The organism is Rhizobium sp. Root1204 (assembly GCF_001424965.1).
Lineage (GTDB): Bacteria > Pseudomonadota > Alphaproteobacteria > Rhizobiales > Rhizobiaceae > Pararhizobium.
In genome coordinates this window covers 19,066-40,415 of the sequence record NZ_LMCZ01000042.1, presented here as the reverse complement: position 1 = coordinate 40,415, position 21,350 = coordinate 19,066, and the positions used below count along the sequence as shown (strand labels likewise).

Here is a 21,350-nt window from a genome sequence, read left to right as displayed (position 1 = left end):
TTATGGACGTTGCTGGCCGAAAGATTCTGCTGGTTGCGGCCTGCGCGCTGGTTGATAGCGACGGCCGGATCCTGCTTGCCCAGCGGCCCGAAGGAAAGTCCCTGGCCGGGTTGTGGGAGTTTCCAGGCGGCAAGGTCGAGCCCGGCGAAACGCCGGAAGAAACGCTGATCCGCGAACTGGACGAGGAATTGGGGATCCAGACCAAGGTTGCCTGCCTGGCCCCGCTCACATTCGCCAGCCATACCTATGACGACTTTCATCTGCTGATGCCGCTCTATGTCTGCCGGCGTTATGAAGGCGTTGCTCACGGGCGGGAAGGCCAGGCGGTGAAATGGGTTCGCCCGAAGGCGCTGCGCGACTATCCCATGCCGCCCGCCGATGAGCCACTTATCCCCTACTTAATGGATTTGCTCTGACCTAATCCCTGAAATTTCTATTTTATTAATCGAACATTTATCACCCTCCCGCACAATCAGCTTCGAGTAAGTACCGGTGTCTATTGGTTTGGGGATGATTCCCGTAACCGATGCCGGTTTTTTATAGGCGTCGACATGATGAAGTGGTGCGTGAGACCGCTTCAGGGAAACGCACGTATTCGAAGAGGCAGACGATGGTCGACGACGATTTTTGGAGAACGGTTCAGGACAAGGATCTGGTGACGACCCAGAGCCGCCGTACCGGTGCGCTCAATTTGTCGCTGCTGTTTGGCACCGCCGTTATCGCGCTGACCCTCATCCTGACGCCGATGCTGACCTCGAAGACGGACAACAAGGTGTTGGCCGACGCGCCGATCGACTACGATAATATTTCAACTGGCTCGATCCCGGGCAGCCCGCCGGCCAAACGCTACACAGTGCGCCGCAGTGTGCTGCAGGAAATGCCAGGTGCCGTCTGCATTATTGACGGAAATGGAAGCAAGAGCGGCTGCTGACGTCCCGGGGCCGGAACTGTTCCGGCTTTCCTGTTCGTTGCCAGCCGGGGTCGGGACCGACCGATAACGATGGTGCGCATCGTGCTTTTCGGGTGATGTCACCCAGAGGCAGGCGCAGGACAGGCAGGGAGCACATGACGATACTGATCCGTTTACTGAAGGACAAATCCGCAGCCACGGCCATTGAATACGGCCTGCTCGCCAGCCTGATTTCGCTAGGCATGATCGCCGGGCTAGGGGCGTTCTCGGACTCCTTGCAGGCTGTCTTTCAGTCGATCACGGATGCGGTCGTCGGCGTGCGTCCCGCTTAAGCCCGGCAGACATTTCTATTGTTTATCTTTCAACGGCAATTCCCGTGTGTTCAGCGCATCGGATAGCCGTTGTTTTGCTGAGCCGGGTTTCAGCGGCTTTTGCTGGCTTTCGTGCGGTGCCCAGCCGGAAATATAGATGATCGAGAACGTCGCCCGGATGCGGCCATCCGGATCGGCAAAGCGCTCGGCGTAGATTTCGGCGGCGCGAACGAAGAAACGCCGTGTCAGCGGCTTGCGGCTGCGGGCTGCGAGCGGATTGGTCATCCCCATCGAGCGCAGATCTTTCAGCAGTGAAAACAGCGACGCATAACGCACCGTGTAGCTCTCGGTATCGGCGACCGGCAGGCTGAAGCCGGCACGCTGCAAGAGCGCGCCGATGTCGCGAACATCGGCAAAGGGGATGACCCGCGGACTGGCGCCGCCGGTCAACTCGCTTTCGGCCGCCAGCAGCACTTCGCGCAATTCCTGCAACGTGCCGGAACCCGGGATCGCTGCGAGGAACAGGCCATCGGGTTTGAGTGCCCTGCGGACCTGGATGAAGACACCGGGCGTATCGTTGGTCAGGTGCAGCGATAGCGGCGAAACGATCAGATTGGTTGATTCCGGGGCGAGCGGCACCGTCTCCAGCGAAGCCGGGGAGACCGTTTCATCCGGGGCGGCAAAGGCCGCATCTGTCTCGACCCGCTCGATATCCGTCACCTTGCCGGTCTGGGCGATGTAGCGGGCGGTGAGGCCGGTATAGCCGTGCAACTCGACCGCCTTGTCGAAATGGCGCTCTACCACGCTCAGGCGCTCGGACAATTCCTGTGCTGCGATCTCCAGCAGGAACTGCGCCTTCGGATCGCCGTTGCGGAAAGCACGCTTGCGGCGGGCTTCGATGAGCGTCTGGTCGAAAACGATATCCATGGCCTTGCTTTCCAAAAATCTGGTCGCCCAAAAATCTGATCGCAATGAAACCCGGTCCGCCGTAATGTCAACCTCATGGGGGACGAACAGGCGGAAAATCCAGGATGGCGGCTGGCCGGTGGCCTGCGGAAGGGGCTGCGCAGCGTGATAGCTGCCGCGGTCGATGCGGTTTATCCGCCGGTCTGTGCCGGTTGCGGCCGGATGACCGGCCAGCATCGCGGTGTTTGCCCCGCCTGCTGGGCGACACTGCGGCTGATCGAGCGGCCCTATTGCGAGGTCCTCGGTCTGCCGTTTTCGCACGATCTGGGCGCGGGCATCCTGTCGGCCGATGCGATCGCCAATCCGCCGGTGTTCGAACGGCTACGCTCCGTCGCCATCCATGACGGCATTGCCAAGTCGCTGATTCATGGCCTGAAATACCGCGATCGGACCGATCTGGCTGTGATGATGGCGGAGTGGATGATCCGGGCCAGCGATGGCACTGTCGCGGCAAGCGATGCGATCGTTCCGGTGCCGCTACACGCCTACCGGCTTTGGGGCCGCAAGTTCAACCAGTCGGCCGAGCTTGCCAGGGTGATTGCCCGCAGGTCGGGGAAGCCCTTTCTAGCGACGGCGCTGATCCGCAACCGGCGCACCGCCCAACAGATCGGGCTGGGTGCCAGTCAGCGTGAAGAGAACGTGCGTGGGGCCTTTTCGGTAACGGAAACCGGCAGGACGGCCTTGTTTGGCAAGCGCATCGTTCTCGTTGATGATGTCTTTACGACGGGGGCGACCGTCTCGGCCGCCACCCGCGTTCTGAAGAGGGCAGGGGTGGCGGATGTGACCGTTTTGACCTTTGCAAGAGCCGTGTCCGGTCCTATATGAGACCGTATGGAATGCTGGCGCAGGGCCGGCGAAGGAGCAGATCAACTCATGGCTTCGGTTGTCATTTATACCCGTCAATTCTGCGGTTATTGTTCCGCGGCGAAGAAACTTCTGGAAACCAAGGGCGTGCAGTTCGAGGAACATGATGCGACCTATGCGCCGGAAGTTCGCCAGCAGATGATCGAGCGGTCGAATGGCGGCACGACCTTCCCGCAGATCTTCATCAACAATGCCCATGTCGGCGGCTGCGACGACCTGCATGCGCTGGAACGCGCCGGCAAGCTGGACGCGATGCTTGCTGCGTAAGGAGTGACTGTGATGACGTTCAAGGCCGCAGCGATCCAGATGTGTTCCGGTGTCGATCCGGCCCGGAATGTGCAGAGCATGGGACGGCTCGTGCGGGAAGCAGCCGCACAGGGCGCAATTTACGTCCAGACTCCGGAGATGACCGGGGCTCTTCAGCGCGACCGGGCTGCGATGAAGGCGGCACTGCGCGACGAAGGGAACGATCTCATCGTTGCCGCCGCTTCCAGCCTCGCCGCCGAACTTGGTATTTACCTGCATGTCGGTTCGACGGCCATTGGCCTTGCTGATGGCAAGATGGCCAATCGTGGTTTTCTGTTTGGCCCCGATGGCAAGAAGATCACCCATTACGACAAGATCCACATGTTCGACGTCGACCTCGACAATGGCGAGAGCTGGCGCGAAAGCTCGGCCTATACGCCAGGCGGCACGGCGCGGCTGGTGAACCTGCCGTTCGGCAAGCTCGGCTGCGCCATCTGCTACGACGTTCGCTTCCCTGAACTCTTCCGGGCGCAGGCGGCTGCAGGTGCACAGATCATGTCGGTGCCGGCCGCCTTTACCCGCCAGACCGGCGAGGCGCATTGGGAAATCCTGCTGCGCGCCCGGGCGATCGAAAACGGCATGTTCGTCATCGCTGCAGCGCAGGCAGGCGTCCATGAGGATGGCCGCGAAACCTTTGGCCACTCGATGGTCATCGATCCCTGGGGCCGTGTACTGGCCTCGGCCAGTGGCACCGGCGAGGGCATCGTGCTTGCTGATATCGACGTCGATGCGGTTGCAGCGGCGCGGGGCAAGATCCCCAACCTCAAGAACGGCAGGCCGTTCCAGCTTGAGGAGGTGCCGCTCAGCGCTTCCGGGGATGTGGCCGCTTGATCAAATATACGCTTGCTTGCGACAGCGGCCACTCCTTCGAGGGATGGTTTTCCTCAAGCGCCGATTTCGACGGTCAGGCGGAGCGCGGGCTGGTGTCCTGTCCCGTCTGCGGTTCGGCCAAGGTGGGCAAGGAGCTGATGGCGCCTTCAGTCTCGACAGCCCGCAAGAAGGACGAGACCAAGGTGCTGATGATGGATCAGGCCCGCAAGGAAGCGGTCGCCAAGATCCGTGAACTGGTCACGTCGATCCGCGAAAATGCCGAGGATGTCGGGACCAAGTTTCCCGAGGAGGCCCGCAAGATTCACTATGGCGAGGCCGAGCAGCGCGGCCTGATCGGCCAGGCGACCGTCGATGAGGCCAAGGCTTTGCTGGACGAGGGCATCGAGATTGCCGCCCTGCCGGTGCTGCCCGACGATGTGAACTGAGATGGTGGCCGGGCAATATCGTCTGGCCATCTACAATTTCGGCCTGCATGTCGGGCCTGAAGGCGATCCCCGTGTCGACGGTTTCGTCTCGCGCGAACCGGCCAATTTCGAGGCGGCGTCGCGGGCGTCCGGTTTTATCGGACGCTCCGGTTATCGCGGCGTGCCAGGACCGCGTAGCTGGGGCAAACAGGCCTTTCCCCGCTTCATCGACGGTAGCGGTTTTGGCAGCGCACCATCGTCGCTGTCGCTCTGGGCCGACATCGAATCCTTGATGGCGTTTTCGTACAATGGTGTTCATGCCGATGCGTTGAAACATGCGCGCAACTGGAACATCAAACCCAGCTGGCCGCCGCTGGTGCTGTGGTGGGTGGGGGAGCATGGTTTTCCCGACTGGTCCGATGGCGCCAGCCGGCTGGAACATCTGCACGATCACGGGGCGTCGGCCAGAGCTTTTACCTTCAAAGAACCCTTCACCGCTGATGGCGAAACCTATGCGATCGACCGGGAAAAGGTCCGGCGGATTGTGGAGGAGAACAGTAAGGGGCAGGCCGATCTGCTGGCGCATGTGCTGACGTTGAAAGTTTAGCATAGCAGCGAGGGTGAGGATGATTGGCTCCTGGTGTGCTTGGCAACGATGATTGCTGGTAGTAATATTTCCTACCATTCAAGTCTGGAGACGTCTTATGTCCAATGTAGAAAAGATCAGCGTTGCACTGACAACGCAGCAAGCCGCAATGCTTCGCGATGCCGTTGGAACCGGGGCCTATGCCACAACCAGTGAAATTGTTCGCGAAGCCGTCCGTGATTGGTCCGCCAAATGGGAAGCTCGCCAGGCCGACACACGCAGGTTGAGCGAGCTATGGAACGAAGGCAAAGCCAGCGGCAGGCCCACGGCCATAGACTTTGACAAGTTGCGCGAGGAAGCGCGCCAAGACCTTCGTGCCGTACAGAAACATGCCGGCTGATTTGGTTTGGTCGCCTCTGGCGCAAGCGGATATCCGTCGCATCTATGTCGATATTGGCCGCGAGCAGCCATTGGCCGCCGAACGCTTCTACGAGCGGTTTCAGCACAAAGCCAACCTTCTGATCGATCAGCCACGCCTCGGTATGCGTCATCCGGCGATCAGCCCGGCCGCTCGAATGCTTGTGGAGTCACCTTTCGTGATCCTCTACGAGACGATACCCGACAGCGACGAAGGCCCCGTGAAAATAGTGGAAATCGTGCGTGTCATCAATGGGCGGCGCGATTTGGAGAGCCTTTTTTCATAAACCTGCTTTGGTGATAGCAGGTGAAATTGAACGTGGCTGCAAGAGGTCACCTGTCAAAGAACGGAACGACCCCGGATGTGATTTTCTCCACTTGGCTCGATCCTTTGCAGTCTAGCATGGCGGGATGGGGCGGGGACTATGTCGTGCAGGTTTATTGAGCAGCCCGGCAGGCATCCGCTTTTCCGCGTTACAGGAAAGGTTGCGCTGCTCTTTTAATTCAATGGCTTGATCCCCATCTGCGGGCCGTATGCAGAATGGAGTTTCAAGACTGATGGATTTTTCCGACCTTCGCTTTTCGACCGAGCGCCTTGAAATCCGGCGATTCGTACCCGCCGATTTCGCGGCGTTCCGAGCGTATCACAGCCTGCCGGAGGTCTACCGTTATCTCTACGCCGATCCGCTCAATGACGCAGAGGCGGCCGAAAAATTCGGGAAGGCCAGCGTGCCACGGCTGCGCAAAAATGGCGATTGTGCCGTGTTTGCAGTGGAGCGCCGGGAGGACGGAGCTGTCGTTGGCGAAGTGGTGCTGAAGCTTGAAAGCGCGATCGCCCGGCAGGTGGAGGTCGGCTACATCTTCAATCCGGCCTTTGCGGGCAAGGGCTATGCCACCGAAGCGATGCGGGCGATCCTGGATTTCGCGTTTTCCACGCTGAACTTCCACCGGGCTTTCGCCCGGCTCGATGCCGCCAATGCCGGATCGGTCGGGGTGGTCGAGCGGCTGGGCATGCGGCGCGAGGCGCATCTGATCCAGAACGACCAGTTCAACGGCATCTGGGGCGACGAGTTTATCTACGCGCTGCTCCGGGACGAATGGCTGGCGCGGCAAACGGGCGTCTGACGATCCGCAGCCGCTGACGACAGTTTCTCCCGCGAACCCGATCGCGGGAGGACTGGCAGTTGCGTTATGCCGGGCGTTTTGCGACGATCATGTAGTTGACGTCCATGTCCTTCGACAGGTTCCACTGGTTCGACAGCGGATTGAAGAAGACGCCGGTGCGGTCGGTCACCTCCATGCCGTTCGCCGTAATCGGCTTTTCCAGTTCTTCCGGGCGGACCAGTTTTTCATACTGGTGGGTGCCCCGCGGCAGCCAGCGCAGGACGTTTTCGGCGGCGAAGATGGCAAGCGCTGCCGCCTTCATCGTGCGGTTGATGGTGGCGACGAACATCAGGCCGCCGGGCCGCACCATCGATGCGCAGGTGCTCATGAAAAACTCGACATCGGCGACATGCTCGACCACTTCCATGTTGAGCACGACATCGAAGGTCTCGCCGGCTTCGGCAAGCGATTCCGCCGTCACGGCGCGGTAATCCACATTGACGCCGCTGCCGGCCGCGTGGGTCTTTGCGATCATGATATTCTTTTCCGAGGCGTCTGCGCCGACGACATCCGCACCCATGCGGGCCATCGGCTCGGACAGGAGACCGCCGCCGCAGCCGATATCGAGGATACGCAGGCCCTTCAGCGGCTGCAATGCCTTCGCCTCACGGCCAAAATTGTCCGAGACGCGGTCGCGGATATAGGTGAGGCGGACCGGATTGAACTTGTGCAACGGCCGGAATTTCCCTTTCGGATCCCACCACTCGGCGGCCATGGCGGAAAACCGGTCGACTTCGGTCTGGTCGATGGTGCTGCGGGCCTGTTCGGTCATGGTCGGAACTCCTTGGATCATACCTCTGGTGAAGTCGGATGATCGGCCGTGAATGTCAAGGGTTGGCAGTGCCGCGCCGCGATTGACGGCCTTTCAGGCAGCGGTCGAATTTCGGCAGGTCTTCATCGGGATGGGCGATCAAGTCTCTTTGAAGGTCATCGAGCAGCTCCGCGAATGTCTCGTAGGCTGAAGCACTCACTGTTGCCATGCAGCGCGGCAGTTTTGCGCAGGCATTGCCGGACAGGCCTATTTCCCGCTGGGCGCGGACCTTACGATCCTGATGGGCGGAGACGTGCATTTCTCCGCTGCAGGCCTTGTCGCGGCGGCATTTACGAGCCTGGCAGATGCGCCATGCGCTGTGAATGGTCAATATGGTGCGGCATTGGCGTTCGTGATCGGCGGATACGCGCTTTTCATAGTCGGAAAAATCCTGTTTTGGCATTGGATGCTCCTTTGGCGACGAGGGCGGACAAGACAGGCGTTCGCATTCACGCGGCTTGTTGCGCCCGTGGCATGCCGCTGCGGTGATCTTTTTGCGCTTTCGCGCCGGCAGGATCGGCCGGGGCACATCGTGTGCCGAGTGTTTGGTAGTAAATGACACGCGATGTGCCCCGTCTCGGCGGTTTTTACCTGCAACTCCGGTTTCTCTGCGGGGATGACGGCGCCCTTTTGATACGGGGTGACGCTGGCGGTTTTGCCGCCGCGTCAGGAAAGATATTGCTGTCGCAATACCGCTCGCCGGTCCTCATGTGTGCCTCACAGGCACGCCCCGCCATTTTGCAGACGGGAGGGCAAACACAGGCCGAAGGCACCGGCCCCACCTCGCCGGCAACGCTTTCCGGTGTATCCGATGGCAGGACGGGAAGAGTGTGCCATGGTTTTGAGGGGCGGGGATTTGCGGGGATGATTTTTTCAGGTTTTGTTGATCGAGACGCCGCCATCAACGAGCATCGCGGTGCCGGTGGTGAAGCTTGAGGCATCCGAGGCGAGGTAGAGGACGGACTGTGCGATCTCTTCCGGTTTTGCCATACGTTTCAAGGCATGGATGCCTTCGACGAAGGCAAGGACCTCCGGTCCTGCACCCGGCGCATTGGTAAAGCTCATCGGCGTATCGGTGCCGCCGGGCAGGATGGCATTGACGCGAATACCCTGTGGTCCGAGTTCCGTTGCGAGACTTTTTGTCAGGCCGATCATCCCCGCTTTTGCAGCGGCATAGGCGCTGGTGTTCGGCATGCCTGCGGTGTGGCCGACGAAGCTGGAGGTGAAAATCAGCGAGCCGGAACCGCGCGCCTTCATCGCAGGCACCTGATACCTGGCGCCGAAGAAGGCAGCGGTCAGATTGGTTTCGATGGTTTCCAGCCATCCGGCGGTTGAGAGGTCTTCAATCGGGGCCATCTCGCCGGTGGTGCCGGCATTGTTGAAGGCGATGTCGAGGCCGCCGAACGTTGCCGTTGCGGTTTCGACCAGAACGCGATTGTGGGCTTCGTCGCGGACGTCGCCATCGATGGCGACAGCCTTGCCGCCTTCGGCCGCGATCTCCGCAACAAGCTCATCAAGTGCGGCGCGACGGCGGCCGGAGAGAACGAGGCTTGCCCCTTGGTGGGCGAACAGTTTTGCGGTGGCCCGGCCGATGCCGGAGCTGGCGCCGGTGACGATGGCGACCTTGTTGGAAAGCATGGGCATGTTTGAAACTCCTTTGGGTTGCGGGAGGTTCAATCGCAGCATGGGCGGACCGTCGCCACCCGATTCCTGCCTGCCTTTGGCGTCCGGCTTGCGAAGAGTGGGGAAGAGTTTTTACGTAGCTTTGATCGAGACACCGCTGCGGGCAGGCATGGAGCGTTGGCAAAACTCATGCATGGAGAGCACGGACGGCGGCAACGAGGCGCTTCAGATCGGTTGGTTTCCCGAGATTGGTAATGTCCGCAAGCACGGCATAGCGTGACAACTCGGCGGCGCTGCTGGCGCTGGCGAGGACAAAGGGTACGCCCAGCGTCTTTAATTGAAGGGCAACAGGTGTGACCTTGTCTCTGCCAAGATTGAAATCGAGGACGGCGGCATCGGGGCATTCGCTGGTCAGCAAATCAAGGGCATCCCGGACGGAGGCCGCGGGACCCAGGACCCGGAAGCCACCATCGGTCAACGCGGCCTCCAGTTCCATCGCCAGGAACACTTCGTCTTCCACGACAAGAACGCACCCCCTATGTTCGGTATCTCCCATAAGCGCGCTCATTGCCATCACACCGGTATCTTGAGTAAAGCGCTTAAACCAGCCGGAGCATAGATAAGTTCCACCTCGCCATGCAGTTGAGCGGAGGTTCCCTTGATTAGCTTCGTGCCATAGCCTTTCCGCTCAGGCGGCTTGACGGGCGGTCCGTTTACCTCGCGCCATTCGCAGCTCAGGTAGGTCTGTCCCTGCGGCTCTGCCTGCAGTTTCCATTCGACGTGGACTTCGCCTCCGGGCACTGAAAAGGCACCGTATTTCGCGGCATTGGTCGTCAGTTCATGGAAAATCAAGCTGACCGAAAGCACCTTCGCGCTTTCCAGTTCAACGGCCGGACCGTTGCAGAGGAGGCGGTCGCCGCCCAACTCGCCGACCGCCAGCCGCACGATGTCCTCAAAGTCCGCTGCGTCATTGGTCGCGGCTATTTCCTGGGCGCGGAACGTCGTTTCCAAACGTCCAAGCAGCGTTTCGCGATAATCACGTGCTGTGCGGTCTTCGATGCTGGTCTGCATTGCGATCGAGCGCACCACCGCGAACAGATTGTTCATGCGATGCCGTGTTTCAGAGAGGATGAACTCCATTTCGGCATCGTGGCGCCGGCGGACTGTGATGTCATCGAAGAGGACGAGGATATTCGTGCTGTTGTCATCCGGGTGGATGACGCGGCGCGCGTCAACAAGGAACGTGCGCGGCCCGATCATCGGAAAGTCATGCTTCACCTCGAAGCCAATGACAGCGGCGGCCTTCGGGATTACAGACGCGATCAGATTCTTCAGCTCAGTGATGTCCCACTGGCCGTCTCCAAGACTGAAAAAGTTTTCGCCGAGAATATCGTCCCGCTCGACCTTGAAGGTTCTGATGAAGGCGTTGTTTGCCGTGCTGACGCAGAAATTCTGATCAAGGACCACGATGGGCTGCGTCATCGTATCGACGACGCCCTGAGCCTGGACGTGTCCGCTTTTGAGTAACCGGTATAGGTCTTCCAGCATCATTTCTGTTCATCTTCCCGGGCAACGATGTCGGGCCGATCTGCTGTTTGTTCGCGCCGGCCTTGAGTTGCTTAAGTTGGATCTCAACAGAAAGACTAGGACTCAGCTCCATTTTGAAAAGGGCTCTGCGTTGCCGTTTTGGTGGATTTCGTCGTTGGATGGGGGCCAGCCGCTTGCGGTACGGACGACCGTAGCCGGTGACGGAGGGACGCTTCAGAGCTTCATCTTGTCGAGGCGCAGCGTGGTTGCCGAGGAAAGCCGGTGTGCGAGCGACGAGGATTGCGACGCGGAAAACTGAATCAGCGGGATCAGGATGATCAGCAGGATCAGGGTGGCGATGTAGAGCAATCCAAGAGGAATTCGGCGCGCTTTCAAACGGTAATCTCCAGTGTTGCTGGAAACATGCGCGCCAATGCTGACAGCAGCCTGAACGTGCGCAAGGCGGACCGGCACATGCTGCCACGCGATTCCAAGAGATTGCCACGCGCTTCTGCACGTTCAGGTTCCTGTCAGAAAAACGGACCAGATGTCCCGTCCTGGAGACGGCTGCGGCACGGAGCCCGGCAAACGGACCGTGGCTGGCGGTTGGGGCAACGACCGGTATTGTTGCAGCCGTCTTCCAGCCGCCCGATGTTCTGCAGGAGTGTTCGTGTCCCTGGAAAGCCTACCAATCGCCAATGCGCGCGTACAGCGTCCTGTCATCGGCAGTGTGACGCTGAGCCTGCTTGTGGCGTTTTATCTCGTCTTCGCCACCAACCGGACCTTCTGGTTGAAGGCGGTGGACTATCTCGGCGCCCCCAGCTTTGCGCTGTTTTTGCTTGCCATCGGGCTTTTTGCGCTGTTTTCGGCGGTTTGCGTGACGGTTTCGGTGAAGTACCTGACGAAGCCGTTTTTCATCCTGCTGATCATGATTGCCGCTGCAAGCGCACGCTTCATGGATACGTTCGGCACGATCATCGACACCGACATGATCCGCAATGCGGCCGAGACGACCGGTTCGGAAGCCGGTCATCTGTTGACCGCGGGTTTCCTCACCCACATGCTGATCTTCGGGATCGTGCCGTCCTTGCTGATCGTGTTCGTGCGGATCAAACACCGGCCGTTCTTCGAGAAGTTCAAGCACAATCTCGTGCTGGTCCTGTGTCTTCTTGCCGTTTTCACCTCCGTCAGCATTGCCAATGTCCGGACGTTTACGGCCGCGATCCGCCAACACCGCGATCTTGCCGCAACCGTCAACCCGGTCGCGCCGATCGTCAGTGCCGTGCGCTATGCCGTGGCGACCGGCGCCGACAAGAACGTTGCCGTCCAGCCGCTCGGCACCGATGCGCGGGTGGCCGCCCCAATGCAGTCGGGAAAGCCGCGCGTTACCATCATCGTTGCCGGCGAAACGGCGCGGGCGGAGAACTTTTCGCTGGGCGGTTATAGCCGCGACACCAACCCGCTGCTCGCCCGCCAGGATATTCAATATTTCACCGACACGTCGAGCTGCGGCACGGCGACGGCGGTGTCTCTGCCCTGCATGTTCTCGGTTTATACGCGCGCGAGCTACACCCACCGCAAGGGGCTTGAGACCGAAAACCTGCTCGATGTGTTGACCCGTGCGGGTGTCAAGGCGGAATGGTGGGAGAACAATACCGGCAGCAAGGGCGTTGCCGATCGCATCGCCTATACGTCGTTTTCCGATATCAACGATCCGCGGTTCTGCAAGAACAACGAATGCCTGGACGACGTGGCTCTCGACCGGCTTGGTGCCTGGTTGGACGGCATCAAGGGTGACAGCGTGCTGGTGATCCATCAGCTCGGCAGTCATGGGCCGGCCTATTATCTGCGCTATCCGGAAAAATTCCGCCGCTTCACGCCGGATTGCCGCACAGCCGAGCTTGGCAACTGTTCGCCCGAGGAGATCGTCAACGCCTATGACAATTCGATCCTCTATACCGATTACATCGTCTCGACCGTGATCGACATGCTGAAGGCCCGTGAGGAGACGATGGCGGGATCGATGATCTACATCTCCGACCACGGCGAATCGCTGGGTGAGAACGGGCTGTATCTGCATGGCGCGCCCTATTTCATTGCGCCGTCGCAGCAGACCCATATTCCTTTTGTGCTGTGGACTGGCAAGGAGACAAGGGCCGGTATCGACCAGCCTTGTCTCAAGGCAACGGCCAGTGAGCCGCGGTCGCATGACAACCTGTTCCACACGGTGCTGGGTCTGATGAACGTCGCCACCGGGATTTACGACCCGGCACTCGACGCCCTGGCCGCATGCAGGACCAACGCCGCGTCGTAAGCGGCGAAACGGACGCTTCGTTCTGGCCGCCCGTCTCCGGTATTCGGGGACGGGTGTTTTGCCGTGTCATCAAAGCCGTTTGACGGCGCAGTCCAAAGAAGGAATAAGAATGCCGGTGGAGCTGACCGATAAAGGGACCAGCGGCTTGCGTGTTCTGCTCGTCGAGGACAATGAGATACTGGGGGAGGCCGTGCGCGATCATATCGCCGCCGCCGATCATGCCGTCGACTGGATGAAGACGCTGGATGATGCGCGCATGTCGCTGCGCACCGTCGCCTACGGCCTGATCCTGCTCGATCTACGCCTGCCGGATGGCAGCGGCATTGCGCTCCTGAAGGAGTTGCGGGCGGGAGCTAACGCTACGCCGGTGATCATCTTGACGGCCCATGACCAGATTTCCGACCGGATCGAGGGCTTGAACAGCGGTGCCGACGACTATCTCGTCAAGCCGTTCGACCTTGGCGAACTCTCCGCCCGGATGCTGGCCGTCATCCGCCGCTATGGCGGCAATATCTCCCCGGTGATCCGTTTCGGCGAGCTGAAGATCAGCCCGGTCGACCGGCGGGTGTTTGCCGGCGAGGCGGAAGTCGGCCTTTCCGGGCGTGAATGGGCAGTGCTCGACACGCTGTTGTCGCGGCCGGGCGCGATCATTTCCAAGGCGCAGATCGAAGAGGCGTTGTACGCCTTCGGTTCCGAGATCGAAAGCAATACCGTCGAGGTCTATGTCAGCCGCTTGCGCAAAAAGCTCGGGCGGGATCACGTCGTGACCGTGCGCGGCGTCGGCTACAAGATCGGGGCGCCGGCGTGACGCGCGACATCCGTACCCGCAGCATGATGGGCCGGTTGATCCTGTGGCTGACCGGTGTCACCACGGCTTTCTGGCTGATCGCCGCTATCCTCGGCGTTGCTGTCATGAAGGACGAATTCGACGAGTTTTTCAACGGTTCGCTGCAGGAAACGGCCGAACGGCTGATGCCGCTGGTGCTCGACGATCTTGCGCGGCGCGAGGGGCCGCAATCGCCACGGCATTTTCAAAGCGAGGCCGAGGACCTGGACGAGGAGTATCTGGTCTATCAAGTCCGCGACGCAAGCGGCAAAATCCTCATCCGCTCGCATGATGCGCCGATGGAGCCTTTCGATGTACCGTTGAAGCGCGGTTTTTCGGAAAACGATACCTATCATTTCTACACAGCGAGCGCTGCCGACGGCACTACCTTCGTGCAGGTTGCCGACGCCATGGACAATCGCACCGAGGCGGTGATGGAGGGCAGCATGGCGCTGTTCCTGCCGGTGCTGGTGCTGATCCCGGTCAGCATCCTGCTGATCTGGCTGATCGTGCGCCGGGCGCTGGCGCCGGTCGATGACCTGCGCGAGGCCATCGAGGAAAAGGACGGTGGCAATCTCGCGCCGGTGCCATCCAACATGCTGCCGCGCGAACTGCGGCCGATTGCCAGCTCGGTCAACCGGCTGCTTGGCCGCCTGCAGGCGGCCTTTGATGCGGAACGCGAATTTACCGCCAACAGCGCGCATGAGCTCAGAACGCCAATTGCGGGTGCTTTGGCGCAGACACAGATGCTGATTGCCGAGCTGGACGGACCGCGCAAGCGGCGCGCCCAGCAGATCGAGATATCGCTCGCCAATCTTGGCCATACGACCGAGAAGCTGCTGCAGCTGGCACGCGCCGAAGCGGGTATCGGCGCGGGTGCAGGCATCGTCGATCTGGCGCGCGTGCTGGAACTGGTGGTGACCGATTTCGAGCGCAGCGATCCCGGCGCCAAGCGGTTGCGCCTTCATCGCCAGCCGGGGGCGGTGTTGACCGGCAATTACAGCGAGGACGCCTTTGCGATCGTGTTGCGCAACCTGATCGAGAATGCCCTTCTGCACGGTGATAGGGATGAGCCGGTGGACATCCGGCTGGAGACGGGTGGTATCGTCCGTATCGTCAATGGAGCCGCAGCCCTTTCTCCGGACGAACTGGCGGCGGTTCGCAAGCGTTTTGGACGCGGCAATACCGCGTCACCTGGCTCGGGTCTCGGCCTGTCGATTGCCGAGCGGCTACTCGCCCAGATGAATGTGGGTTTCGAGGTTTACTCGCCAGCCCAGGGCCGGGCCAATGGGTTCGAAGTGGTGCTGCGGTTTGGCGCCGGGGATGCTGCCGGCTGATTGGGGAGAGTGCGGTCGGCCCCTCATCCGCCCTGTCGGGCACCTTCTCCCCACCTGCGGGGAGAAGGAACTTGCGGCGGGCTCCATCGTCCCCTCTCCCCGCAGGCGGGAGAGGGTTAGGGTCAGGGGCTGGGCTCAGCCTCTCGGCAAGCAGCTTTGCAACCGCCACCCTCAATCCCGGTCCGGCGCGCCGAGCGGAAAGAACGAACGGTAGGGGCGGCCTTCATCGACGGCGCGGGCGAAGGACGGGCGGGCGAGAAGGCGGGCGCGATAGGCGCGGACGTTTGCAAATGTCTCGGGGATCGGGTGCACCCAGTCGGCATAGAACAGCGACGGGCAGGCGGCGCAATCGGCAAGGCTGAACGTATCCCCGGCCGCCCATTCGGTCTTGGCGACGACGCCGTCGAGCCAGCGATAGGCATCATCCAGCATTGTCTTGGCTTCTGTGACGCCATAGGGATCACGGTCGGCTTCCGGGCGGATCTGGTTGAACACCACCTTTTGCATCGGCGTCATGACGTAATTGTCGAAGAAGCGGTCCATCATCCGGGTGCGCAGGGCAGCCTTCGGATCATCCGGGATCAGGCGGACGCTGCCGGGATAGTTGAGCATCAGGTATTCGATGATGATGGTCGCTTCCATCACCGCGTTTTCACCGTCCTTCAGCACCGGAAAACGCTTGATCGGCCAGATCGCCTCCCATTCCTCGACGGTGCCTGTCTCTTCTGGACTGAGCATACGGTAGTCGAATGCGGTGCCGTTTTCATAGATCGCCACGAGCACCTTCTGACAGTAGGAAGAGAAGGGGTGTGCAAAGAGCTGCGGTTTCATCATATCCTCCAAACTGATTTCAATCTGCAACTGGTTGTTTCGTAAAATAACTGATCCTATATTGCAAGCGGTATTAATGAGAGGCGGGCCGTGGATATTGTGCAGCGATCGGGATGTCCGATCAATCTTACCCTGGAAATGCTTGGCGATCGCTGGAGCCTGATTGTCATCCGCGATCTGATGTTCGGCAACCGGCGGCATTTTCGTGAGCTTCTGTCCCAATCGGAAGAAGGGATCGCCTCGAATATCCTGGCCGACCGGCTGCGGCGGCTGACCGAGAACGGACTTCTGTCACGCCGGGACGACCCCAGTCACAAGCAGAAAGGCATCTACAGCCTGACCGAACCATCGATCCAGCTGGTGCCGCTGCTGGCGCAGATGGGTGCCTGGGGCAGGCGGCACACGCGGGTATCGGAAGAATTGTCGATCCGCGCCGAGCTGCTTGAGGACGGCGGACCGGACATGTGGGCGGCGTTCATGGACGAGCTGCGGGCGCTGCATCTGGGCGCCCCGGTGCCGGAGCGATCGGTGTTTGCGGAATTGCAGGCGGCGTATCTGGCGGTGGTGGCGAAGAATGCGGAGCCTAGATGATATGGTGGCGAGAGGCGAACGGTCCTGGTCGCCCCTCACCCTAACCCTCTCCCCGCAAGCGGGGAGAGGGGACGATAGAGCTTGCCGCTGGTCCTTCGCCCCGCCAAAGCGGGGAGAAGGTGCCCGACAGGGCGGATGAGGGGCCTTTTAAACTGGGGGAAGCAGTTTCCCGGAAACCCGCCCAATCAATACACTTCCGGCACATACATTTCTGACGGCACCGGGTGGCGGGTGTAGTCGTCGTGACGGATGCGTTCGGGAAGGACGAGATCGGGTTTCGGCACGTCCTCATAGGGGATCTGGGCCAGAAGATGGGCGATGCAGTTGAGGCGGGCCTTCTTCTTGTCGACCGCCTGGACGACCCACCAAGGGGCTTCCTCGATATGGGTCTTTGCCAGCATCTCTTCCTTGGCCTTGGTGTAATCCTCCCAATGGATGCGGCTTTCCATGTCCATCGGCGACAGCTTCCACTGTTTCAGTGGATCGTGGATGCGCATCTGGAAGCGGAATTCCTGTTCCTCGTTGGTGATCGAGAACCAGTATTTGATCAGGATGATGCCGGAGCGCACCAGCATGCGCTCGAATTCCGGAACGGTGCGGAAGAATTCGTCGAGCTCTTCCGGCGAGCAGAAGCCCATGACCCGCTCGACGCCGGCGCGGTTGTACCAGGAGCGGTCGAACAGCACCATTTCACCGGCCGTCGGCAGATGCGGCACATAGCGCTGGAAATACCATTGGTTCTTTTCGCGCTCGGTCGGCGCGGGCAGGGCGACGACGCGGCAGACGCGTGGATTGAGCCGCTGGGTGACGCGCTTGATGGCGCCGCCCTTGCCGGCACTGTCGCGGCCTTCAAACAGCACGACGACCTTGAGCTTCTTGTACTGCACCCAATCCTGCAGGCGCACCAGTTCGTGCTGCAGGCGGAACAGCTCGCGGAAATAGATCTTGCGGTCGAGTGTCGGTTCGGCCTCTTGCGACATGCCTTCGGCGACCAGCTCATCCAGCCGGTCTTCCTCCATCTGCATTTCCAGTTCTTCGTCAAAACTGTCGGCAATTTCCGCCTTGATGCGGTCGAGTTGGTCGATCATTTGGTCAAATCCCCGTTGGTCGCAGGCACAGGAGCAGGGTTTGATGACAGGTATGTGACAGTGCTATCGGCCACCGCGGCGAAGTTCGCTCGCGACCGTCTCCACCTCATTGGTCCAGATGCCGCCGGAATAGTTTTGCGGCAGGCGCGAGATGAGTTCCGGCGTGTCCAGCCCTGTCGAGAAATCGCCGCCGGAATAGGGGCCAAGGGCAAAGACCCGGCTGCCGGCGCCCTCCATGCGATCGAGGAAACGATCCGGCCAGCCCCAGAGCCAGGGGGCGATGTTGATCGGGACAAGCACAATCGAATTGCGGCAGGCATCCGGCACGATGCCGGTCCAGCCGGTGGCGAAGTAGCGCAAGAGGCAGGTTTTCAGCGAACTGCGTGACATGGCGCGGATATCGGCAAGTGCTGCGCGCAAGGCGGCAACCGGCCTGTCGCCGCCATAGACCATCAGTGTCTGCCGCCGGTCTGCGGGAAGGGCTGACAGAACGGCGGCGAGCTTTTTGCCTTCCTCCGGATCGTTGCTCTTGATGTTGATGAGGAACTGTTTGTCCGGAAAGCTGGAGAGAACCTCGTCCAGCGATGGCATCAGGCCGATGCCTTTGCCGCGGAGCGGGAAAGTCTTGCCGCCATCGGCGGTATAGCCATAGCCGATATCGAGCGCTTTCAGCTCGGCCATCGAATGATCACGGGTGACGCCCTTGCCTTGCGTCCGGCAATCCAGCGTCCAATCATGAAAGACGGCAAACTGGCCGTCGGTGGTCGGATGGATATCGGCTTCGACAATATCGGCACCGGCGGCGAAACCGGCGCGCATCGAAGCGATGGTGTTTTCGAGATAATCATGGGCCGGCGGCAGCATGCGGGAGGCGGTGCATGTGTCGTTGCCAACACCCGTTGGGTCGAATTGCTGGGCGATGCCGCGATGGGCAAGCAAGACCGGTGCCGCGGGCGGGCGTGGATTGAACAGGCTGGTATTGTTGAGAGAGACAAAGGCAGCCAGCAGACCAAGCGTCGCGCCGGCCGAGCGCCAATATTTTCGCATCCTCATCACTTCCTCCGAATCGCCCTGATGTCAGAGTTTGCCAACGGAATGGGCGAGAATGCGGCGGGGTATTGTGTCCTTCAGGTTGAAGCAAGCCGGAGGCGCATGCGCCCGAGGCAGCGTTCAAAGACGGTGTCGTCGGCCATGGCGCGTGCCAGCACCAGCGCGCCCTGAATGCCGGAGACGGCGTCTTCCGCCAGTTGCCTGGCGTCATCGGCCGGGGCGCCGTCGTGGATCAGCGCGGTTTCGAGCGCATTTGTCCAGCGCGCGAAATAGGCCCGGATCGGCCGTGCGAACCGGTCGCGGGTTTCATCCAGTGCGAAGGCGCCGATCAGGCAGATGCGTTTGCCGGAGCGGAAGTACTCGTCCACCGCCGTCCACATCTGCGCGATTGCCGCACGCGGCTCGGCTGTTTCCAGTGGCTCGAAGATTTCCCGGGCAAACCAGGCATCGACGTGCGCGAGCACTTCCGCCGCCATCTGTTCCTTTCCGCCCGGAAAGAAATGGTAGAGGCTGCCCTTGGACAGCCTCGTGCGCGCGGTGATCGTGCTCATCGAGGCGCCTTCATAGCCGCACTCGCGAAACACTTCGGCAACCAGCGCGATGGCATCGCTTTTTTCGAAAACGGTGCGCATGCGGCGGTCAGAGGCCGAGATCGGACAGGCCGGGATGATCGTCCGGACGCCGGCCAAGCGGCCAGTGGAATTTGCGCTCGCTTTCGGCAATCGGCAGATCGTTGATCGAGGCGAAGCGGCGCTGCATCAGGCCGTCGGCGGCAAAATCCCAGTTTTCATTGCCATAACTGCGATACCACTGGCCGCTGTCGTCGTGCCACTCATAGGCGAAGCGGACGGCGATGCGATTGCCTTCGAAGGCCCAGATTTCCTTGATCAGCCGATAATCCAGTTCGCGCTGCCATTTCCGCGTCAGGAATTCGACGATCTGCGGGCGGCCGACGGGAAATTCGGCGCGGTTCCGCCAGCGGCAATCCTCGGTATAGACTTTCGAGACGCGGACGGGATCGCGGCTGTTCCAGCCATCCTCGGCCATGCGGACCTTGGCGACGGCGGTTTCATGGGTGAAAGGGGGTAGCAAGGCGGTCATTGCGGGCTCCTTCTGAAACGATCGGAATCGTGTAGACCGATCGGTCTAGAAAAGCAAGCGCTTGTGAAAATCGGGGTGTTTGCTGCAGAAGGCGGCAGTGTGCCAAACATCGAGGCCGGATGTCGCAAATGCGGCAGCGCGGCCATTGCACGCGGGCTGCAATTTCGCTAAGAGACCGGCGACTTGAGACGACACGGGCGCGGGTTTGCGCGCAGCATTTTCGACCGGTAGAGGCACATGGCACGCATCGTGATGAAATTCGGCGGCACGTCCGTCGCGGATATGGATCGCATCAGGAATGTGGCCCGCCATGTGAAACGCGAGGTCGATGCCGGCCACGAAGTTGCGGTGGTGGTTTCGGCGATGTCCGGCAAGACCAACGAACTGGTTGCCTGGACGCGCGATGCCTCGCCGATGCACGACGCGCGCGAGTATGATGCGGTTGTTGCTTCCGGCGAACAGGTGACCTCGGGCCTCCTGGCGCTGGCGCTGCAGAACATCGGCATCAACGCCCGTTCCTGGCAGGGCTGGCAGATCCCGATCCGCACCGACAATGCGCATGGCGCGGCACGTATTCTTGAAATCGACGGCTCTGAACTGATCCGCCGCTTCGGCGAGGGCCAGGTGGCCGTCATTGCCGGCTTCCAGGGGCTCGGGCCTGACAATAGGATTGCCACGCTCGGCCGCGGCGGGTCCGATACATCGGCGGTTGCAATCGCTGCTGCGGTCAAGGCCGACCGTTGCGATATCTATACGGATGTCGACGGCGTCTACACCACCGACCCGCGCATCGAGCCGAAGGCCAAGCGCCTGAAGAAGATCGCGTTCGAGGAAATGCTGGAAATGGCGTCGCTCGGCGCCAAGGTCCTGCAGGTTCGCTCGGTCGAGCTTGCCATGGTATTCAAGGTTCGCACCTTCGTGCGTTCCAGTTTCGTAGACCCCGACGCGCCGGGCATGGGCGATTTTCTGAACCCGCCCGGTACGCTGATTTGTGATGAGGATGAGATTTTGGAACAGGAAGTCGTCACCGGCATCGCTTATGCCAAGGATGAAGCGCAGATTTCGCTGCGGCGCGTGGCCGACCGGCCCGGCGTTTCGGCGGCGATCTTCGGGCCTCTGGCCGAAGCCCATATCAATGTCGACATGATCGTCCAGAACATTTCCGAAGACGGTTCCAAGACCGACATGACGTTCACGGTGCCGTCGACCGACGTCGACAAGGCGCTGAAGGTTCTCAGCGAAGCCAAGGCGCAGATCGGCTTTGACGTCATCCAGAACGAATCAGGCCTCGTCAAAGTCTCGGTCATCGGCATCGGCATGCGCAGCCATGCGGGCGTTGCGGCGTCCGCTTTCCGCGCACTTGCCGAAAAAGGCATCAACATCAAGGCAATCACTACCTCGGAAATCAAGATTTCGATCCTGATCGATGGTGCTTATGCCGAATTGGCCGTTCGCACTTTGCATTCCGTCTACGGTCTGGATAAGAGTTAAA

General features: G+C 60.7%; 28 protein-coding genes. 16 read left to right on the top strand and 12 right to left on the bottom strand.

Features of this window, described 5'->3' with window-relative positions:
• Positions 1–2 precede the first annotated feature (2 nt).
• From mutT to ASC96_RS32310, 3 genes are all read left to right on the top strand, one after another.
• Positions 3–416, top strand: a complete 414-nt coding sequence (gene mutT, locus ASC96_RS28085; protein ID WP_060506367.1) for an 8-oxo-dGTP diphosphatase MutT — start codon at positions 3–5, stop codon at positions 414–416.
• A 194-nt stretch (positions 417–610) separates the two neighbouring features.
• Positions 611–931 carry a hypothetical protein gene (locus ASC96_RS28080; protein WP_060506366.1) on the top strand — a complete coding sequence of 107 codons (321 nt, stop codon included), beginning with the start codon at positions 611–613 and terminating at the stop codon, positions 929–931.
• Positions 932–1,065: 134 nt separating this feature from the next.
• Positions 1,066–1,242 carry a Flp family type IVb pilin gene (locus tag ASC96_RS32310; RefSeq protein WP_082512295.1) on the top strand — a complete coding sequence of 59 codons (177 nt, stop codon included), beginning with the start codon at positions 1,066–1,068 and terminating at the stop codon, positions 1,240–1,242.
• 15 nt (positions 1,243–1,257) lie between these two features.
• Here the strand turns inward: ASC96_RS32310 and ASC96_RS28075 are convergent, their stop codons facing one another.
• Positions 1,258–2,148 carry a methyltransferase domain-containing protein gene (locus tag ASC96_RS28075; RefSeq protein ID WP_060506365.1) on the bottom strand — a complete coding sequence of 297 codons (891 nt, stop codon included), beginning with the start codon at positions 2,146–2,148 and terminating at the stop codon, positions 1,258–1,260.
• A 75-nt stretch (positions 2,149–2,223) separates the two neighbouring features.
• Here ASC96_RS28075 and ASC96_RS28070 point away from each other — a divergent pair, with 75 nt between their 5' ends.
• From ASC96_RS28070 to ASC96_RS28035, 8 genes are all read left to right on the top strand, one after another.
• A complete protein-coding gene (locus tag ASC96_RS28070; protein WP_082512294.1) occupies positions 2,224–3,012 on the top strand; it encodes a ComF family protein in 789 nt (262 codons plus the stop codon).
• 48 nt (positions 3,013–3,060) lie between these two features.
• A complete protein-coding gene (gene grxC / locus ASC96_RS28065) occupies positions 3,061–3,318 on the top strand; it encodes a glutaredoxin 3 (RefSeq protein WP_060506585.1) in 258 nt (85 codons plus the stop codon).
• A 12-nt stretch (positions 3,319–3,330) separates the two neighbouring features.
• The gene (locus ASC96_RS28060; protein ID WP_060506364.1) at positions 3,331–4,188 is read left to right on the top strand and encodes a carbon-nitrogen hydrolase family protein; all 858 of its coding nucleotides are present in this window, start codon (positions 3,331–3,333) and stop codon (positions 4,186–4,188) included.
• Positions 4,185–4,613, top strand: a complete 429-nt coding sequence (locus tag ASC96_RS28055) for a DUF1178 family protein (RefSeq protein ID WP_060506363.1) — start codon at positions 4,185–4,187, stop codon at positions 4,611–4,613. The genes ASC96_RS28060 and ASC96_RS28055 overlap by 4 nt, the downstream gene beginning before the upstream one ends.
• A 1-nt stretch (position 4,614) precedes the next feature.
• A complete protein-coding gene (locus ASC96_RS28050; RefSeq protein ID WP_060506362.1) occupies positions 4,615–5,199 on the top strand; it encodes a DUF3291 domain-containing protein in 585 nt (194 codons plus the stop codon).
• Between the two features lie 97 nt (positions 5,200–5,296).
• The gene (locus ASC96_RS28045) at positions 5,297–5,578 is read left to right on the top strand and encodes a type II toxin-antitoxin system ParD family antitoxin (RefSeq protein ID WP_060506361.1); all 282 of its coding nucleotides are present in this window, start codon (positions 5,297–5,299) and stop codon (positions 5,576–5,578) included.
• On the top strand, positions 5,568–5,882 hold the full coding sequence (locus ASC96_RS28040) for a type II toxin-antitoxin system RelE/ParE family toxin (RefSeq protein ID WP_060506360.1): 315 nt from the start codon (positions 5,568–5,570) through the stop codon (positions 5,880–5,882). The genes ASC96_RS28045 and ASC96_RS28040 overlap by 11 nt, the downstream gene beginning before the upstream one ends.
• Positions 5,883–6,153: 271 nt before the next feature.
• Positions 6,154–6,720, top strand: coding sequence for a GNAT family N-acetyltransferase (locus ASC96_RS28035; protein ID WP_060506359.1), 567 nt, complete (start codon positions 6,154–6,156; stop codon positions 6,718–6,720).
• A gap of 64 nt (positions 6,721–6,784) precedes the next feature.
• Here the strand turns inward: ASC96_RS28035 and ubiG are convergent, their stop codons facing one another.
• The 6 genes from ubiG to ASC96_RS28005 form a co-directional block, all read right to left on the bottom strand.
• On the bottom strand, positions 6,785–7,531 hold the full coding sequence (gene ubiG, locus ASC96_RS28030) for a bifunctional 2-polyprenyl-6-hydroxyphenol methylase/3-demethylubiquinol 3-O-methyltransferase UbiG (protein WP_060506358.1): 747 nt from the start codon (positions 7,529–7,531) through the stop codon (positions 6,785–6,787).
• Between the two features lie 55 nt (positions 7,532–7,586).
• Positions 7,587–7,973: a hypothetical protein gene (locus ASC96_RS28025; RefSeq protein WP_060506357.1), complete on the bottom strand. Its 387-nt coding sequence runs from the start codon at positions 7,971–7,973 to the stop codon at positions 7,587–7,589.
• A 470-nt stretch (positions 7,974–8,443) separates the two neighbouring features.
• Positions 8,444–9,214 (bottom strand): SDR family oxidoreductase, encoded by a 771-nt coding sequence (locus ASC96_RS28020; RefSeq protein ID WP_060506356.1) that lies wholly within the window; start codon positions 9,212–9,214, stop codon positions 8,444–8,446.
• Positions 9,215–9,380: 166 nt separating this feature from the next.
• On the bottom strand, positions 9,381–9,761 hold the full coding sequence (locus tag ASC96_RS28015) for a response regulator (RefSeq protein ID WP_164491971.1): 381 nt from the start codon (positions 9,759–9,761) through the stop codon (positions 9,381–9,383).
• 5 nt (positions 9,762–9,766) lie between these two features.
• Positions 9,767–10,744, bottom strand: coding sequence for an HWE histidine kinase domain-containing protein (locus ASC96_RS28010; RefSeq protein WP_060506355.1), 978 nt, complete (start codon positions 10,742–10,744; stop codon positions 9,767–9,769).
• A gap of 210 nt (positions 10,745–10,954) precedes the next feature.
• The gene (locus ASC96_RS28005; protein WP_156393904.1) at positions 10,955–11,116 is read right to left on the bottom strand and encodes a hypothetical protein; all 162 of its coding nucleotides are present in this window, start codon (positions 11,114–11,116) and stop codon (positions 10,955–10,957) included.
• 274 nt (positions 11,117–11,390) lie between these two features.
• On the opposite strand from ASC96_RS28005, the gene ASC96_RS28000 reads away from it, so the two are divergent.
• The 3 genes from ASC96_RS28000 (at position 11,391) to ASC96_RS27990 (ending at position 15,197) form a co-directional block, all read left to right on the top strand.
• Positions 11,391–13,034: a phosphoethanolamine--lipid A transferase gene (locus tag ASC96_RS28000; RefSeq protein WP_244482358.1), complete on the top strand. Its 1,644-nt coding sequence runs from the start codon at positions 11,391–11,393 to the stop codon at positions 13,032–13,034.
• Between the two features lie 145 nt (positions 13,035–13,179).
• On the top strand, positions 13,180–13,842 hold the full coding sequence (locus tag ASC96_RS27995; protein ID WP_060506582.1) for a response regulator transcription factor: 663 nt from the start codon (positions 13,180–13,182) through the stop codon (positions 13,840–13,842).
• Positions 13,839–15,197, top strand: coding sequence for a histidine kinase dimerization/phospho-acceptor domain-containing protein (locus ASC96_RS27990; RefSeq protein WP_347360139.1), 1,359 nt, complete (start codon positions 13,839–13,841; stop codon positions 15,195–15,197). The genes ASC96_RS27995 and ASC96_RS27990 overlap by 4 nt, the downstream gene beginning before the upstream one ends.
• 171 nt (positions 15,198–15,368) lie before the next feature.
• On the opposite strand, the gene ASC96_RS27985 is transcribed toward ASC96_RS27990, so the two are convergent.
• Positions 15,369–16,028, bottom strand: coding sequence for a glutathione S-transferase family protein (locus ASC96_RS27985; protein WP_060506353.1), 660 nt, complete (start codon positions 16,026–16,028; stop codon positions 15,369–15,371).
• A gap of 90 nt (positions 16,029–16,118) precedes the next feature.
• Here ASC96_RS27985 and ASC96_RS27980 point away from each other — a divergent pair, with 90 nt between their 5' ends.
• The gene (locus tag ASC96_RS27980; protein ID WP_200954918.1) at positions 16,119–16,619 is read left to right on the top strand and encodes a helix-turn-helix domain-containing protein; all 501 of its coding nucleotides are present in this window, start codon (positions 16,119–16,121) and stop codon (positions 16,617–16,619) included.
• 185 nt (positions 16,620–16,804) lie between these two features.
• Here ASC96_RS27980 and ppk2 read toward each other — a convergent pair whose 3' ends face one another.
• The 4 genes from ppk2 to ASC96_RS27960 form a co-directional block, all read right to left on the bottom strand.
• Positions 16,805–17,707, bottom strand: a complete 903-nt coding sequence (ppk2, locus tag ASC96_RS27975) for a polyphosphate kinase 2 (protein WP_060506352.1) — start codon at positions 17,705–17,707, stop codon at positions 16,805–16,807.
• 63 nt (positions 17,708–17,770) lie between these two features.
• A complete protein-coding gene (locus ASC96_RS27970; RefSeq protein WP_060506579.1) occupies positions 17,771–18,754 on the bottom strand; it encodes a glycerophosphodiester phosphodiesterase family protein in 984 nt (327 codons plus the stop codon).
• A gap of 80 nt (positions 18,755–18,834) precedes the next feature.
• Positions 18,835–19,389 (bottom strand): TetR/AcrR family transcriptional regulator, encoded by a 555-nt coding sequence (locus ASC96_RS27965; RefSeq protein ID WP_060506578.1) that lies wholly within the window; start codon positions 19,387–19,389, stop codon positions 18,835–18,837.
• Between the two features lie 7 nt (positions 19,390–19,396).
• A complete protein-coding gene (locus ASC96_RS27960; protein ID WP_060506351.1) occupies positions 19,397–19,858 on the bottom strand; it encodes a nuclear transport factor 2 family protein in 462 nt (153 codons plus the stop codon).
• Between the two features lie 237 nt (positions 19,859–20,095).
• Between ASC96_RS27960 and ASC96_RS27955 the strand changes: the two genes are divergently transcribed.
• The gene (locus ASC96_RS27955) at positions 20,096–21,349 is read left to right on the top strand and encodes an aspartate kinase (RefSeq protein ID WP_060506350.1); all 1,254 of its coding nucleotides are present in this window, start codon (positions 20,096–20,098) and stop codon (positions 21,347–21,349) included.
• Position 21,350: the final 1 nt, after the last annotated feature.